The following is a 15,393-nucleotide window of genomic DNA, read 5'->3' on the forward strand; positions in this document are numbered from 1 at the left end:
GGGGAACACCGTGACGGTCAAGCTGGACGCTGACGCACTGGACTCGGCCATGTCTGCGCTGGAGGACCTGGCGTCCGCCATCGACTTCCACCGCAACTGGTGCATCAAGGACAGCCCGGTCGAGCTGGCCTCCCTCGCCGAGGGAACCCAGCTCACCCGGGTCCGCGACTGGATGACGGACCAGGTCGCCGAACCGCTGCGGGTCGTGCGGGACCTGGCGCGGCTGCTGGACACCGAGGGCGGCACGGTGGAGTTCGAGGGCAGTGGCGCCATCGACGATCTTCGCGCCAAGCTGGGCTCCGAGCTCGCCGAACACATGGCTGACTTCGATGACCTCGATTCGCCGGAGGACATCGAAGACTTCCAGAACCTGATGGTCATACTGGACCGCTACAAGGACGACATCGTGGTCAGCGGGGCGTTCCACACCGAGCTCGGGCCTGAGGGGCTGGCGCAGCTCATGGACAAGGCCAGGACACTCACCGATCCCCTGGGGCAGTACCAGAACGGCATCCTGTCCCTGTCGGGTGACTCGACCCCCAGCTATTCGGAGGCCTCCGAGCTGGCGATCCAGTTCCAGGACGGCATTGCGGCGCTGATGGCCGACTCGCTCGCGACGGGATCGCTGTGGAAGGACTTCCCTGACTCCTATGCCACCGACCTCGCCAACTACGGCCACGGATCCACGGCGGCCATCATCTTCGACTACGCCGGACGCCACGGGGACGTCTTCGCCCGCGACTTCCTCAACGACGCGGGCAACGCCCTCCTCGAACGAGAGGACGGCCTCGGCGGCATGTACTGGAGCGGCATGGGCATACCGACCCAGTTCGGAACCGCTGACATGGACTCGATGCAGGACCCTGTCCTGCAGTGGATGGAAGCCCTCCGGCACAACGGTGCGGCCTCCCAGGACCAGCTGCTGGATCCCGAGCGCGCCGCGTACCTCCTCGACGAGCGCTTCTACCTCTACGAGGACGTCGAGGGCGGGGCGGCCGGCGACGTGCTCGCCGCGGCAACGGTCGAGGAGGCGCTCAACTCAGGGACCATGGGTGAGAACGCCGCCACGATCTCGTCGTGGGCCCTGAACCACTTCGGCGGCGAGGCCGACCCGCGCGACGGGCTCAAGGAAGAACTGGGCGGCATCGTCGCCACCTACATCCGTGACGTGAGCCGCGTAGCCCTGGATCCTGACTCGGCAGACGAGCCTGGCATCTACGGATCCGATGACCTGCCCAACGGCTTGTTCGAGGGTGACGGGTTCCCGCCGTACGGCATCACCCTGGACCGCACCGCTTTGAACAACCTGCTCGGCGACATCGGGGACAATGACAGTGCCGTCTCGATCATCGGTGACGCGGCAGGCAGGTTCACCCAGGCTCGATTGGATGATGCAGTCCACACCACGGTCAGCAGCGGGAGCCTTGGAGGTGAGATCGGCGAAGACGACCCATTCTCCTATGCCACCTACACGAACGCGTCCATCACCGGCTTCCTCTACGACGGGCTCTACGACGGCAGCATCGCCGACGCCAAGGAGGACGACGCGGCACAGGAGCGGGTGTGGAAGCTCCTGATGGTCCCCACCGAGTTCGTCAAGGCTCCGGGAGGACCGGTCGGAAGCTACGTGGTCGGCCAGGTCAAGGACCTGGTCAAGAACGAGTTCGTGGGCGGCGGAGCGTCGGCTGCGGTCACGGAGGCGGAGGACGGCTACAACTCGGTCCGTACCTTCACGCTGCTGCAGTCACTGCACACGCTGGTCGCGTCCGACGCTGCCGCCGACTTCCCGGCAGGAAGCCTGCGGGATGACTGGCCCACCGACGACTACGGCAACCTGAAGAACCCCAACGAGATGAGCAGCGGGGAGCGCACTGACGTGATCGCGTCCATCACGGGCACAGACAAGAACAACGGCTACGCTGCCGCCGCGTACAAGAGCTCCATGTCGGGCATGGACACGCTCCAGAAGCAGTACGGCTGATGCGGGTGTGGTCCGCCGCCCTGGCTTCGGTGGCGCTGCTTGGCATGGCAGCCTGCAGCTCCACGCCCGTCTACCCGCACGACCAGGCCTGCTCCCTCGATGCCGCAGTCGTGAGCACGCTGCTGGGCTCCGATCGGTTCACCGCCGAGGAGGAGAGGCTCACCGACGTCCCGCTCACCGCGTCGGCTCCGGGTCGCACGAGCTGCTCGGCAGACCGCGGCGACAACCGGGTGGTCGTCGAGGCCGGCATCATCCCCGACGCCGCTGCTGACGTCGAAGCGGCGAAGGCCCGCCAGGAGAAGACCCGGTACACGTACCGGGGAGGTGTCGGCTACCGGCGCGACAACGCCGTCGTCTGGACCTGCGGCAACGTGACGGCACGCATCAGCGTCCGAGAGGTTCCCGACGCCACGGTTGACTGGCAACACCTGGGCGAACCGGTGTGGGACCAGATCGGCTGCCTGACCTACGCCTCACCGGGCGGCGAAGCCAGCCAACCCGAGGGTTGGTCCTAGCCCGGCGCGGAAGTTGAACTGTCGGTCGTGATGCCGATGATGGGTGTCATGCTCCTCGCTGACGTTGTCGCCACCTCGGCCGCGGTCACCGCCACCCGATCACGCACGGCAAAGGTCGCTGCGTTCGCTGACCTGTTGCGACGAGTCGCTGACAACGAGCCCGACGCCATCCCGATCGTCACGTCATACCTCGCCGGGGTGCTGCGGCAGCGTCGGACCGGTCTGGGTTGGCGGTCGTTGCAGAACCTGCCCGATCCTGCGGCGACCGCGACCCTCGAGATGCAAGAGGTGGACGCGGCGTTCGAACGTCTCGCCGTGCTGGCGGGCGCGGGCTCGCAGGTCGCGCGCGCTGAGGCGACCCGGAGCCTGTTCGCTCGCGCCACGGCCGACGAGCAGCGGTGGCTACGCGGCATCGTCACGGGTGAGGTCCGGCAGGGTGCGCTCGACTCACTGGTTCAGGAGGGGCTCGCCGTCGCCGGCGGCATCCCTGTCGGGTCCGTCCGCCGAGCCGCCATGATGGCCGGGTCCACGGTCGACATCGCCGTCGCAGCGTTGACCGGTGGAGAGGACGCGCTCGCGGCATTCACGCTCGAGGTCGGTCGGCCTGTGCTGCCGATGCTGGCTTCGACCGCCCCGACGGTCGAAGCGGCGATGGCCAAGGCCGGAGGCGGTGAGGTGGCTATCGACACCAAGCTCGACGGTGTCCGCATCCAGGTGCACCGACGAGGCGACGAGGTCCTTGTCGTCACGAGGTCGCTCGACGACGTCACCGACCGTCACCCCGAGGTCGTCTCGGTCGCGCGCGCCCTCCCCTGCCGCGATGTCGTGCTGGACGGCGAGGTCCTCGCCCTCGACCCCGAGGGCCGGCCCCGACCGTTCCAGGAGACTGCATCCCGTGCGGCGACAGTGGGCGGCACGGTCCGGCTGACTCCCGCGTTCTTCGACCTCCTCCACCTCGATGGGCGAGACCTCGTCGACTCCCCGACGTCAGAGCGCCTCGCCGCGCTCGAGGACGTCGTCCCCGAACCGCACCGTGTCCCCCGGCTCGTCACCGCCGACGCCAGCGAGGCCGAGGAGTTCGCGGCACAGGTGCTGGCACTCGGGCACGAGGGTGTGGTGGTCAAGAGCCTGACGGCGCCTTACGCYGCCGGCCGGCGCGGGGCAACCTGGGTCAAGGTCAAGCCCGTGCACACCCTCGACCTCGTGGTGCTGGCGGTCGAGCGCGGTTCTGGCCGCCGCAGCGGGTGGCTTTCCAACATCCACCTGGGAGCGCGCGACGGCGACGAGTTCGTCATGCTCGGCAAGACGTTCAAGGGCATGACCGACGAGATCCTCGCGTGGCAGACCGAGCGATTCCGCGAGCTGCAGACAGGCGACGACGGCTATGTCGTCACGGTCCGGCCCGAGCAGGTCGTCGAGATCGCGTTCGACGGTGTCCAACGGTCGACCCGCTACCCCGGGGGCGTCGCGCTCCGGTTCGCCCGCGTCATCCGCTACCGCGACGACAAGTCCCCGGCCGAGGCCGACACGATCGAGATGGTGCGCGGTTTCCTCGCCGGCTGAACCCACGCCTCAGCTGGCGCAACCCGCCCCCTACTCGCAGAGCTCGTGGGGGTACCCCCAGCGTCAGCGGAGGTCAGCGGAAGTTGCGGCCTTGGTGCTTGGCAGGGATTGCTGCGGCGGCCTCGGGATATACGGTCTCGATTCGCTCGAGCTTGTCGGCGACCAGGTTGGTGACGCCGTCGAAGCGCTCGAGCTTGCCGCGGATGATCAAGCCGGCTGAGTTGCGGCCGACCCGGCGATAGCGGTTCCACAACGCCTGTGAGCACACGACGTTGAGCATCCCGGTCTCGTCCTCGACATTGAGGAACGTCACCCCTACAGCCGTCGCGGGGCGCTGCCGGTGCGTGATCAGCCCGGCGACCCTGACCCGGCGGCCCGACTCGGCACCGGCGAGCCCTGCCACGGAGTGGATGCCCTCCGACTCCAGCAGGGGGCGGAGGAACTCGACAGGATGCTTCTCCGGCGAGATCCGGGTCGCCCACAGGTCGGCCATGGTCTCCTCAACCTCGGTCATGCCCGGCAGCATCGGCGGCGGCGACTGAACCGAGGTGCCCTCGAGCTGGTCGGGATTCTCGACGTAGCCGGCGTTCCACAACGCCTGCCGGCGCGAGAGGCCGAACACGTCGAACGCCCCTGCAGTGGCCAGCGACTCCATCTGCACGACGGTCAGCCCGGCTCGTCGCGACACGTCGGCCATGTCCTTGTACGGCTGCCGGTCGCGCTCGGCCACGATGCGCCGGGCGACCTCGAGACCCACACCCTGCACCTCGTCGAGCCCCAGGCGTACGGCAAAGCCACCGTCGCGGCGGTGCTCGGGGGTCGGGTCAGGCGTGTCGCGGACGAACCGCTTGACCGGAGGCTGCTCGCGGGCGAGGCAGCTGTCGAGCCCTGTGACCTCGGCGGACTCCAGCACCTCGAGATCGGCCTGCGCCTGCGAGTGCATGATGTCGGGCCGCAGGATCGTGACGCCGTGGTGGCGGGCATCGGTCACGAGCGACTGCGGGGAGTAGAAGCCCATCGGCTGGTTGCGCAGCAGCGCCGCGAGGAACGCCGCGGGATAGTGCAGCTTGAGCCATGAGCTGGCGTAGACCAGCAGCGCGAAGCTCAGCGCATGGCTCTCGGCGAAGCCGAAGTTGGCGAACGACTGGATCTTGACGTAGATCGCATCGGCCTCCTCCCCCGTGATGCCGTGGCCGGCCATGCCCTCGTAGAGCTTGAGCCGCAGCGACTCGATGCGTTCGATGCCCCGCTTGGAGCCCATCGCCCGGCGCAGCAGGTCGGCCTCGTCGCCGGTGCACCCGCCCAGCTTGATCGCCATCTGCATGAGCTGCTCCTGGAACAGCGGGACGCCGAGCGTGCGTTCGAGCACCTCCTTGAGCACGGGGTGCGCGTACGTGACCGGCTCCCGCCCCGTGGCCCGCCGGATGTAGGGATGCACCGCGCCACCCTGGATCGGGCCGGGGCGGATCAGCGCGATCTCGATCGCGAGGTCGTAGTAGGAGCGGGGCTGCAGCCGTGGCAGCGTGCCGATCTGGGCTCGGCTCTCGACCTGGAACACCCCGATCGAGTCGGCCCGGCACAGCATGTCGTAGACCGCTGCCTCCTCCTTGGGCATCGAGGCGAGGTCCCACTCCTCGCCCAGGTGCTCGGCGACGATGCGCATCGTGTGGTCGAGCGCCCCGAGCATGCCGAGGCCCAGCAGGTCGAACTTGACCAGCCCCATCCACTCGCACGCGTCCTTGTCCCACTGCAGGACCGTGCGGTTGTCCATGCGACCGCGCTCGATGGGACAGACCTCACCGATCGGCCGCTCGGTGAGGATCATGCCGCCGGAGTGGATGCCGAGGTGCCGGGGACCGCCGAGCAGCTGCTGCGCGAGGGACACGACTTGCGGAGGTACGTCCGAGGTCTCGTCGGTCGAGATCGCACTCCAGGCATCGATCTGCTTGGACCAGGCGTCCTGCTGGCCGGGCGAGTAGCCCAGCGCCTTGGCCGCATCGCGTATGGCCGAGCGAGGCCGGTAGCTGATGACGTTGGCGACCTGCGCGGCGTTGTGCCGCCCGTACGTCTCATAGACCCACTGGATGACCTCCTCACGCCGGTCGGAGTCGAAGTCGACGTCGATGTCTGGCTCCTCCTCGCGCGTCGTGGCGAGGAAGCGCTCGAACGGCAGGTTGTAGAAGATCGAGTCGACCGCCGTGATGCCCAGCGCGTAGCAGAGCGCGGAGTTGGCCGAGGAGCCCCGGCCCTGGCACAGGATCTTGCGTCGCCTGGCCTCCATGACGATGTCGCGGACGATCAGGAAGTAGCCCGGGAAGTCCTTCTCCTCGATGACCTGCAGCTCGCGGTCGATGCGTTCGCGCGCCTCGTCGGGGTTGTGGGCGTAGCGCTCACGGATGCCCTGCTCGGCCAGCTCGCGCAGATAGCTCATCGCGGTGTGTCCCTCGGGGATGCCGCGGTGGGGCAGCTTGGGGGTCGCAGCCCGCAGGTCGAACGCCAGCTCGTCCGCGATCGCGACCGTACGCTCGACGGCGCCCGGGTGACGACGGAACAGCCGATGCATTTCCGCGCCGGACCGCAGGTGCGCCGCGCCAGTGGCCGGCAGCCAGCCGTCCATGTCGGTGAGGCTGCGGCGGGCCCGGACCGCTGACATCGCAGCGGCGAGCTGGCGGGCAGCGGGCTTGGCGAAGTGCACGTTGTTGGTCGCCACCGTCGGCAGCCCGTGCATCGCGGCCAGCTCGGCGAGGGCGTCATTGGTGACGCTGTCGGCCGGGAAGCCGTGGTCGATCAGCTCGACGACGACGTTGTCGAGACCGAACAGCCCAGTGAGCCGGTCGAGGGCGGTCGCGGCGGCGTCAAGCCCGCCCGTCGCCAGCCCCTGGCGTACGTGACCCTTGCGGCAGCCGGTGAGGATCAGCCAGTGGTCACGGCCTCGCTCGGCGAGCTCCTCGAGGTCGTAGACGGGGCGGCCCTTCTCGTCGCCGTGGAAGTGCGCGTCGGTCATCGCGGCCGCGAGGCGGTGATAGCCCTCGACGCCGCGCGCGAGCACCAGCAGGTGACTGCCCTCGGGATCGGCGGTGCCGTTCTGCGGCTTGCTGAGGCCGAGGGACAGCTCGGCGCCGAAGACCGTCTTGAGCCCCGACTCGTCATACTTCACCGCCTCCTCGGCGAACCGCGGTGCGCCGTAGAAGCCGTCGTGATCGGTCAGCGCCAGCCCGTGCAGACCCAGGCCGATCGCCTCCTCGACCAGCTCGTCGGGACCGCTGGCCCCGTCGAGGAAGCTGAAGTTGCTGTGACAGTGCAGCTCGGCGTAGGGCACGATCGGCCCCTCGGGCCGCTTGATCTCCTTGGGCTGGGTCTTGGCCCGCTTGCGCGACCAGCCCGGCGCGTCGCCACCGTCCGGCTCTGGCCGCCCCGACAGCCGCCGCTCGAGCTCACGCCACGAGACATCCGGGTTGTTCCACCCCACTCAGCTCACCCCGCCTCGTAACCATGACGTTGCGCAAGAGGTGGGCTGACTAGTCATAGCGGGCCTCCGTCCACCAGGAACCGGCCTCGACGATCATGAGGTACGCACTGCCGTCGACGCCGACGACCTGGAAGCGGGCGATGCGGCGCGCAGCGGCCTCGTCCCACCACTGGTCATCGACCGGCCACGGCCCGGCCCACGAAGCCACGGGCTGCCAGTCCTGGCCAGCTGCGGCCCGGAACCGGGCGGGCTCCCCCGTGACCATGCCGCGACCCGTGACGCCGATGGCCTGCCCCTCGGCGCCCACGACCATCGCCTGCTGCGGCTCGGTGTAGACCGTCGCGGGTGCCGGCGGAGGCAAGCTGCCGGGCCACGGCAGTCCCACCGCACGCGCGGCGACCGGACGCTCACCCCATGGTGCGAGCAGCCGCCGCTCGGCCGGCCCGCGACCGCCCTGGACGGAGACCGAGACGACTGCCTCGTGGCCGACGATGCTCTGCACGCGCGCCACCCCGCGCTCGACCCGCTCGTCCGGACCGCCACCGAAGAGGCTGTCGGCATGGTCGCCGAGCGGCTCGGTGACCTCGGGGATCAGGCGCACGGCGTCGACCGGCGCCCGGATCGCGCCATCGACCTGCAGCTGCCAGCGAACCCTGTCGACCAGGTCAGTTGGCCCGAACCAGCGCGGATGCATCCACCGCCGGGAGGTCGCCAGCGAGCCGTCGGTGTCGACCTCGATCAGGACAGTCGTGCACACCAGGCCATGACCGGCGAGGTCGGTCACGAACTTCTCAGCGGTCGTCCGCACGCTGAACGCGATCTGCTCGGCCAGGTCAAGGGGCGGCTCCAGCATGAGGGTCGCCTCGAACTCCGGCGGCACCTGTCGCCGGCTGATCGGCTGGGGGTTGAGGCCACGGGCCATGCGATGCAGGAGCTCACCGTGCGTGCCGAAGCGGGTGTGCACGTCGGCCGGCGACAAGGCAGCGAAGTCGCCCAGGGTCAGCAACCCCATGCGGCGCAGCAAACCCACGATGGACTCGTCGTCGAGCGCATCGATCGGCAGGTCGCGCAGGAACTGGGCCGATCCGCCGGGAGGTACGACGAGGCTGTCCTGGGCCAGCGCCCGGCGAGCCGCCTGCTCGGCCGCGAAGAGCCCGTCGGCGATGCCGGCACGGACGTCCCACACCCCCAGGCGTACGAGCCGCTCGGCGATGATCGCCGCCGCCTCGGCCTCGCCGCCGTAGAACCGGGCCGGCACGTTGATGGCGCAGAGCCCGGGTCGCAGCGGCGCGACACCGGGGCTGAGCTCCTCGATCGCGGTCAGCACCGCCTCGAAGGCTCGCGCATCGGCATCGGGGTTGTAGTCGTGCAGAGCCAGTCCCGGACACCGCGACTGGGCATCGCGCCGGCGCATGCCACGGCGTACGCCCTCGGCGCGCGCGGCCTGCGAACAGGCCAGCACCTGGCCCTTGTGGAGCACCGCGGCGGGGGTCGAGGCCGAGCTCTCGACCGCGACGATGGGCCAGTCCGGCGCCCACAGCACCATGGTCCGGCCACGTGCGGGAGCAGACACCTAGCTCACGCTCCGCAGCTGGGTGGGCTGTTCCTCGACCCGGCGAATGACCTGGGCCCGGTCGGGCAGCCACAGCCGACCCGTGCGGGCCGGCGCCGTGCCGCGCCGGACCTCGACCGTGACCTGTCGAGCCTGCAGGTGCCCGTGCCCCCGACCCAGCCCCACCCACTCGGCGTCACGCAGCGACACCCGGGCGTCACAACGCGGCCAGTCACCGTAGGAGATCAGGACGCCCCCACGCTGCCGCAGCCGGGCGCTGATGCGGCTGACGTCCTTGCCGGAGATCTCTGAGGGAGCAGCCACCACGACGACGCCCAGCACGTCGATCAACGCGGCCGTGACCTCGAGCCAGGCCTCGCCCGGATCGGGCACCAGGATCGTCCGCCGCAGGTCGACTCCGGCGGCAGCGGCGGCCTCGAGCCCGAACTCCGCCGAGCCCACGACACCGCACCAGGCGCCATCGGCCGAGGGCCCCGCCATGAGGGCCATCGCGAGGCTGGCAGAGTCGACGCCATAGCTCGATCCGGTCTGCAATTGCAGCAGTCCGGCGAAGGCCGGATGGGTCGCGACAGGCTGGGCCGCCGGGCGGCCCTGCATCTGGTCGACGCGGGCGCGCAGCTCATCCAGGGTCGGGGCAGGAGCTACGGTCATTCACCCATCTTCGAACATGTGTTCGAAGGAGTCAATCCGCCGATTGAACTACTTCCACCCGGTCACCACATGCCGACGAAGACCGTGCCCAGACGCCCCAGAGCCGCACAGCGCCCTGAGGCGGGTTGCCCGCGAAAACTCAGGCGCCCAGCTCGATCGACGCACCGGGGATGGCGTCCAGCAGCTTGCGGGTGTAGTCCTGCTGCGGGTTGTCGAACACCTGGGTGACGGGTGCGGCCTCCACGACCTTGCCGTCCTGCATCACCAGGACGTCGTCGGCGATCTGCCGGACCACCGCGAGGTCGTGGGTGATGAACAGGTAGCTCAGGCCAAGCTCGGCCTGCAGGTCGTTGAGGAGCTCGAGGATCTGCGCCTGGACCAGCACGTCGAGAGCGGAGACGGCTTCGTCGCAGATGACGACCTCAGGCTCGAGGGCGAGCGCACGGGCGATGGCCACGCGCTGGCGCTGGCCACCCGACAGCTCGCCCGGGTAGCGCGACATCACGGTCGTCGGCAAGGAGACCTTGTCGAGCAGGTCACGTACGCGCGCCTGGCGCTGCTTCTTCGTGCCGACGTCGTGCAGCTGCAAGGGCTCCTCGATCGACTGGTAGATCGAGTAGAGCGGATCGAGTGAGGCGTAGGGGTTCTGGAACACCGGCTGCATCTGGCGACGCAGCTTCAGGCGCTCTGCCTTGGACTTCAGCTCGCGGATGTTCCTGCCGTCGAAGATCACGTTGCCCGAGGTGGGTGGCAGCAGGTCAAGCACCATCCGGGCCACGGTCGACTTGCCCGACCCCGACTCCCCCACGATCGCCGTCGTCGTGCCGCGACGCAGTCGGAACGAGACATCGTCCACTGCAGTGAAGTCGATCTTCTGCCACGGCTTGGCGCCACGCAAGGAGAAGACCTTCGTGAGGTTCTCCACGACGATGATGTCGCTGCGGCCCTCGCCGAACTGGGCATCGCTGTGGGCAATCTCCTCGGCAATCTCGGCGGCCGTTTGGACAGCCAGCTCGCGCACCTCCGCTCGCGCCTTGACGGACGACAGTCGCTGCGACGCCAGAGAAGGCGCCTTGGACACGAGGCGCTGGGTGTAGGGGTGCTCCGGCGACTGCAAGATCGCACGGGCGGGACCGGACTCGACGACCCGGCCGCGATACATCACCACGAGGTGGTCCGCCCGCTCGGCTGCCAGTCCGAGGTCATGCGTGATGAGCATGACCGCAACTCCGAGGGTGTCGGTCAAGGTGTCGAGGTGATCGAGGATCTGCTTCTGCACCGTCACGTCGAGCGCCGAGGTCGGCTCGTCGGCGATCAGGAGCTTCGGTCGTGCCGCGAGACCCATCGCGATGAGTGCGCGTTGACGCATGCCGCCGGAGAACTCGTGGGGATACTGCCGAGCCCGCCGCTCGGCGTCCGGCAGACCGGCCTCCTCGAGGAGCTCGACGACCCGCTTGTCGGCCTCGGCGCCGCTGGCGACGCCGTTGGCGACCAGCGCCTCCTTGATCTGGGATCCGACCTTCCACAGGGGGTTGAGGTTGGACATCGGGTCCTGCGGCACCAGACCGATGCTGGAACCTCGGAGCGCCAGGATCTTGGTGCGGGAGGACTTGCTGATCTCTGCGCCATCGAACTGGATGGCACCTCCCAGCACCTTTCCATTGCCAGGCAGCAGCCCGATGACCGCATGTGCCAGCGTGGACTTGCCGGAGCCGGACTCACCCACGACCGCGATGGTCTGACCGGGATAGATCGTCAGGTTGGCCTGGTCGACCGCGGTGAGGGTCTGCTTGCCAGCCCTGAAGCCCACACTCAGGTTCTGGACTTCGAGCAGGGGCTGTGTGCCGTTCACTTCTTCCTCGCCTTCGGATCGAGGGCCTCGCGGACCGCCTCACCCAGCAGGATGAAGCCGAGGACAGTCATCCCCAGCGCGATTGCAGGCACGTACATGACGTTGAGGTGCTGGCCGGAGCGCACCTGGTTCTGGGCGTCGGACAGGTCGTTGCCCCACGACACGACGTTCTGCGGGAGGCCGAGTCCGAGGAACGAGAGCGACGACTCCGCGACGATGAACACGCCGAGTGAGATCGTCGATGCCACGATGACCGGCGCGAGCGAGTTGGGGACGATGTGCCGCCGCAGGTTCTTCATCCTGGATGCGCCGATGGCGGTCGCGGCGTCGACGAACTCCAAATTCTTGGTCTCGAGCACCGCACCCCGCATCTGACGGGTGATCTGCGGCCACGCGAACAGTGCGAGCGCCAGCACCACGACCAGGACCGAGGCCCAGAAACCGCGGTCCGGCCAGATGTTGTTGAGCACCGAGATCACGACGATCGCCGCCAGCAGCAGTGGGATCGAGAAGAAGATGTCGCTGAGCCGTGAGATGAGCGAGTCGGAGAGGCCGCCGTAGTATCCGGCGATCGCGCCTGTGATCATTCCGAGCACGGCCGTCAGGATCGTTGTCAGCAGTCCGACTGCCACCGAGGCGCGAGCACCGTAGACGGTGCGCGCCCACACGTCGGCACCCTGCTGGGTGAAGCCGAAGGGGTGGCCTTCGCGCGCCGGCGCGAAGCTGTCGCTCAGGTTGGCCTTCTTGGGATCCTGATCGGTGAACAGAGTCGGGAAGAAGATCATGAGCGCGATCACCAACAAGATGGCGATCGCGGTCCAGAACAGCGGCGCCGTGCGCAGCCGCTTCCAGGCTTCCTTCCACTGGTTCTCCGGCACCGCTTCGACGTCAACGGCGTCGATCGCTCGCAGGGGGGTCTCATCGATGGGAGCGACGAAGCGCTCCTGGCCCGGGCGCGTCCCCGGCTGTGTCTCATACATAGCGGATCCTCGGATCGAGTACGGCGTAGAGGAGGTCGACAAACAAGCTCATCAGGACGTAGACCATGACCATGAAGGTCACGATCGCGACCACTGTTGAGGTCTCACCCTGCTGGATGGCTTTGTAGGCGGCGTTTCCGATGCCGGGAATGTTGAAGATCGTCTCGGTGATGATGGCGCCGGCCATGAGCGAGCCGAGATTGATGCCGATGTAGGTGACCACCGGCACGAGCGAGTTGCGCAGCACGTGATTGCGCACCACGAGCCTCTCGGCGAGACCCTTGGCGCGGGCAGTGCGGACGTGGTCGGCACTTAGGTTCTCGCCGACCGAGGTGCGGGTCAGCCGGATCGTGTAGGCGAAGTTGGCGATCGCGAGCACGACCGCCGGCAGTATCAGGTCCGAGACGGTCCAGTCGCCACCGACGGTCGGCGAGGTCCAGCCAAGCTTGACGCCGAACACCAGCTGCATCACGAAGCCGACAACGAAGATCGGGACCGAGAGCAGGACCAGCGAGACGACCAACACCACGGAGTCAAAGACTCCGTTGCGCTTCAGTCCGGCGATCGTGCCGAGGCCGATCCCGAGGACGGCGTCGATGGTCAGCGCCATGATGGCCAGCACGACCGTCACCGGGAAGGTTTCCTTGATCAGGTCGATGACTGGCTGACCAGAGAACGTCTCACCGAAGTTGAGCGTGATGGCGTTCTTGACGAACTCGAGCCACTGCACGAACAGCGGGTCGTCGAGGTGGTACTGCGCCGCCAGCGCGTCTCGGACATCCTGGGAGACTGGCTTGTTGCCGGCCAGGTTGAGGATCGGGTCACCTGGTCGGAGCTTGAGCAAAATGAACAGGATGAGCGTCGCACCGAGGAATACCGGGATGGTCTGCAACAGCCGTTTGACGACATACCACCACACGATTGATCTCCTGAAGTTCGTGAAAGCGTGGACCCCGAACGGTCCCGCTTCACGGTACTCCGCAAACGCAACGACCGGGGATGAGGCCGGCGGCGCCGGCCAAAGGACTTGGCGGGACGAACGGAGGCAACCCGTCGAGGGCTACCTCCGTCCGTCACACCAGCAGGACTACTTGGTGAGCTTGTAGTAGTCCGGCTTCTGCTTCCAGTTGAACTCGAACCCCTTGAGGTCCTTGGCCGTCACCGCGGTGGCGTTCTGGTACCACAGCGGGATCGCGGGCAGGTCCTTCAGAAGGATGGTCTGCGCCTCACCGATCAGCTTGTAGCGCGCGTCGCCGGTCTCGGCGGACGCCTGCTGGATCAGCTTGTCGAAGTCCTTGTTGCTGTAGTCGCCGTCGTTCGAACCTGCACCGGTCGCGTAGATCGGTCCGAGGTAGTTGAGCATCGACGGGTAGTCAGCCTGCCAGCCGGTGCGGAACGGCGTCTTGATGGTGCGCTCGGTGACCTGCTTGCGCAGCTCGTCGAACGTTGCGTAGACCTTCGGCTCGGCGTCGATCCCCAGCGTGTTCTTGATCTGGTTCGCCATGGCCTCGCTGAACTCCTTGTTGCCGGCGCCGTCCGCGTTGTACGCGAGCTGGAACTTGCCCGACCACTTGCTGATCTTGTCAGCCTGAGCCCACTTGGCCTTCGCCTCTTCGGGGTTGAACTTCAGCACTTCGTTGCCCGCGACGTCCTTGGTCCAGCCGTCGAGCACCGGCGACGTGAAGTCGGTCGCAGGCGTACGAGTGTTGTTGAAGATCTTCTCGGTGATCTCGTCGCGGTTGGTCGCCATCGAGATCGCTGCGCGACGCAGCTCGCCCTCTTCACCCTTGAAGTGCGCGATGCGCTCCGGGATCGTGAAGGACGAGAAGTTCGAGCCGGGCTCGTTGTAGGCCGTGACCTCGCCGTCCTTCTCGAACGTCGGCAGCGCGCTCGGCGGCACCTGGTCGAGAACGTCGAGGTTGCCCGACTGGACATCCGTGTAGGCAGCGTCCGTGCCACCACCGGCGTAGAACTTGAAGACCAGTCCGCCGTTCTTGGGCTTGTGGATGCCTTGGTAGTCCGGGTTCGGCTCGAGCGAGATCTGCTTGTTGCGCTCCCAGCCGGACTTGGTCAGCTTGTAGGGGCCGTTGCCGATCGGGTGCTCGCCGAACGCCTTGGTGATCTTGCCGGAGGAGTCGTAGGCCGAGTCCGGAACCGGGAAGTACGCCGAGTAGCCGAGGCGCAGCGGGAAGTCCGACTCCGGCTCCTTCAGCGTGATCGTGAAGGTCTTGTCATCGACGACCTTGAGGCCCGAGAGCTCCTTGGCGCCACCAACGGTGTTGCCGATGTCGTCTGTGCCCTCGATCGGGTAGAAGAAGTAGTTGTTGAGCTGCTTGTTCGCGGGGTTGGCGCCGTAGTTCCACGCCTTGACGAACGAGTCAGCCGTGACGGCCGAACCGTCGGTGAACTTCTGGCCGTCCTTGAGCTTCACGGTCCAGACCTTGCTGTCCGCGTCAGGCTCGATCGACTCGGCAACCTCGTTGCTGACGGAGCCGTCCGTGTTGTAGGCCACCAGACCGGAGAACATGTTGTCGAGCGGGTCGCCGCCGCCTACCTCGTTGGTTGCGGTCGGGATCAGCGGGTTCTGGGGGTTGGTGCCATAGACCGTGATGACGGACTTGCTACCGCCCTCGCCCTTGTCGTCGCTGCCGCCGCCGCAAGCTGCCAGGGTAAGGCTGCCGGCCGCGATCAACGCCACACCCGCAAGGCGGGTACGCCGAGAGAGTCGCATGGATTCCTCCTGTGATTGTCTGGTGCACGCTGGCGCGCGCCCCCTATGACTATCACCACAGCATGCCCACCGGACAGC

The 15,393-nt window shown here is 67.7% G+C and carries 10 protein-coding genes; 3 read left to right on the top strand and 7 right to left on the bottom strand.

Going from position 1 to position 15,393, the window contains the following annotated elements:
• The first annotated feature begins 10 nt into the window (after positions 1 to 10).
• Genes AC1DVU_RS11855 through AC1DVU_RS11865 form a run of 3 tightly spaced genes read left to right on the top strand, consistent with a single transcriptional unit; the run spans position 11 to position 4,059 of the window.
• A complete protein-coding gene (locus tag AC1DVU_RS11855) occupies positions 11 to 1,981 on the top strand; it encodes a DUF6571 family protein (protein WP_476922640.1) in 1,971 nt (656 codons plus the stop codon).
• Positions 1,981 to 2,496 (top strand): hypothetical protein, encoded by a 516-nt coding sequence (locus AC1DVU_RS11860; RefSeq protein WP_476922641.1) that lies wholly within the window; start codon positions 1,981 to 1,983, stop codon positions 2,494 to 2,496. The genes AC1DVU_RS11855 and AC1DVU_RS11860 overlap by 1 nt, the downstream gene beginning before the upstream one ends.
• A gap of 48 nt (positions 2,497 to 2,544) precedes the next feature.
• Complete coding sequence (locus AC1DVU_RS11865) at positions 2,545 to 4,059, top strand: ATP-dependent DNA ligase (RefSeq protein WP_476922642.1); 1,515 nt, start codon at positions 2,545 to 2,547, stop codon at positions 4,057 to 4,059.
• Between the two features lie 73 nt (positions 4,060 to 4,132).
• Here the strand turns inward: AC1DVU_RS11865 and AC1DVU_RS11870 are convergent, their stop codons facing one another.
• The 7 genes from AC1DVU_RS11870 to AC1DVU_RS11900 all read right to left on the bottom strand — a co-directional run bounded on the left by AC1DVU_RS11870 (position 4,133) and on the right by AC1DVU_RS11900 (position 15,315).
• Complete coding sequence (locus AC1DVU_RS11870; RefSeq protein ID WP_476922643.1) at positions 4,133 to 7,528, bottom strand: error-prone DNA polymerase; 3,396 nt, start codon at positions 7,526 to 7,528, stop codon at positions 4,133 to 4,135.
• Between the two features lie 49 nt (positions 7,529 to 7,577).
• Positions 7,578 to 9,101 (bottom strand): DNA polymerase Y family protein, encoded by a 1,524-nt coding sequence (locus AC1DVU_RS11875; RefSeq protein WP_476922644.1) that lies wholly within the window; start codon positions 9,099 to 9,101, stop codon positions 7,578 to 7,580.
• On the bottom strand, positions 9,102 to 9,752 hold the full coding sequence (locus AC1DVU_RS11880; protein ID WP_476922645.1) for a hypothetical protein: 651 nt from the start codon (positions 9,750 to 9,752) through the stop codon (positions 9,102 to 9,104).
• 139 nt (positions 9,753 to 9,891) lie between these two features.
• On the bottom strand, positions 9,892 to 11,604 hold the full coding sequence (locus AC1DVU_RS11885) for a dipeptide ABC transporter ATP-binding protein (protein ID WP_476922646.1): 1,713 nt from the start codon (positions 11,602 to 11,604) through the stop codon (positions 9,892 to 9,894).
• Positions 11,601 to 12,584: an ABC transporter permease gene (locus AC1DVU_RS11890; protein WP_476922647.1), complete on the bottom strand. Its 984-nt coding sequence runs from the start codon at positions 12,582 to 12,584 to the stop codon at positions 11,601 to 11,603. The genes AC1DVU_RS11885 and AC1DVU_RS11890 overlap by 4 nt, the downstream gene beginning before the upstream one ends.
• The gene (locus AC1DVU_RS11895; RefSeq protein ID WP_476922648.1) at positions 12,577 to 13,503 is read right to left on the bottom strand and encodes an ABC transporter permease; all 927 of its coding nucleotides are present in this window, start codon (positions 13,501 to 13,503) and stop codon (positions 12,577 to 12,579) included. Before AC1DVU_RS11895 ends, AC1DVU_RS11890 begins: the two co-directional genes overlap by 8 nt.
• A gap of 168 nt (positions 13,504 to 13,671) precedes the next feature.
• Positions 13,672 to 15,315 (bottom strand): peptide ABC transporter substrate-binding protein, encoded by a 1,644-nt coding sequence (locus AC1DVU_RS11900; protein ID WP_476922649.1) that lies wholly within the window; start codon positions 15,313 to 15,315, stop codon positions 13,672 to 13,674.
• Positions 15,316 to 15,393 lie beyond the last annotated feature (78 nt).

The organism is Aeromicrobium sp. P2_G6 (genome assembly GCF_056403535.1).

What these genes read in the sequence shown, in the direction of transcription:
- AC1DVU_RS11880 (WP_476922645.1), bottom strand. Translation starts at nt 9,752, where the DNA reads ATGACCGTAGCTCCTGCCCCGACCCTGGATGAGCTGCGCGCCCGCGTC.
- AC1DVU_RS11890 (WP_476922647.1), bottom strand. Translation starts at nt 12,584, where the DNA reads ATGTATGAGACACAGCCGGGGACGCGCCCGGGCCAGGAGCGCTTCGTC.
- AC1DVU_RS11900 (WP_476922649.1), bottom strand. Translation starts at nt 15,315, where the DNA reads ATGCGACTCTCTCGGCGTACCCGCCTTGCGGGTGTGGCGTTGATCGCG.
- AC1DVU_RS11860 (WP_476922641.1), top strand. Translation starts at nt 1,981, where the DNA reads ATGCGGGTGTGGTCCGCCGCCCTGGCTTCGGTGGCGCTGCTTGGCATG.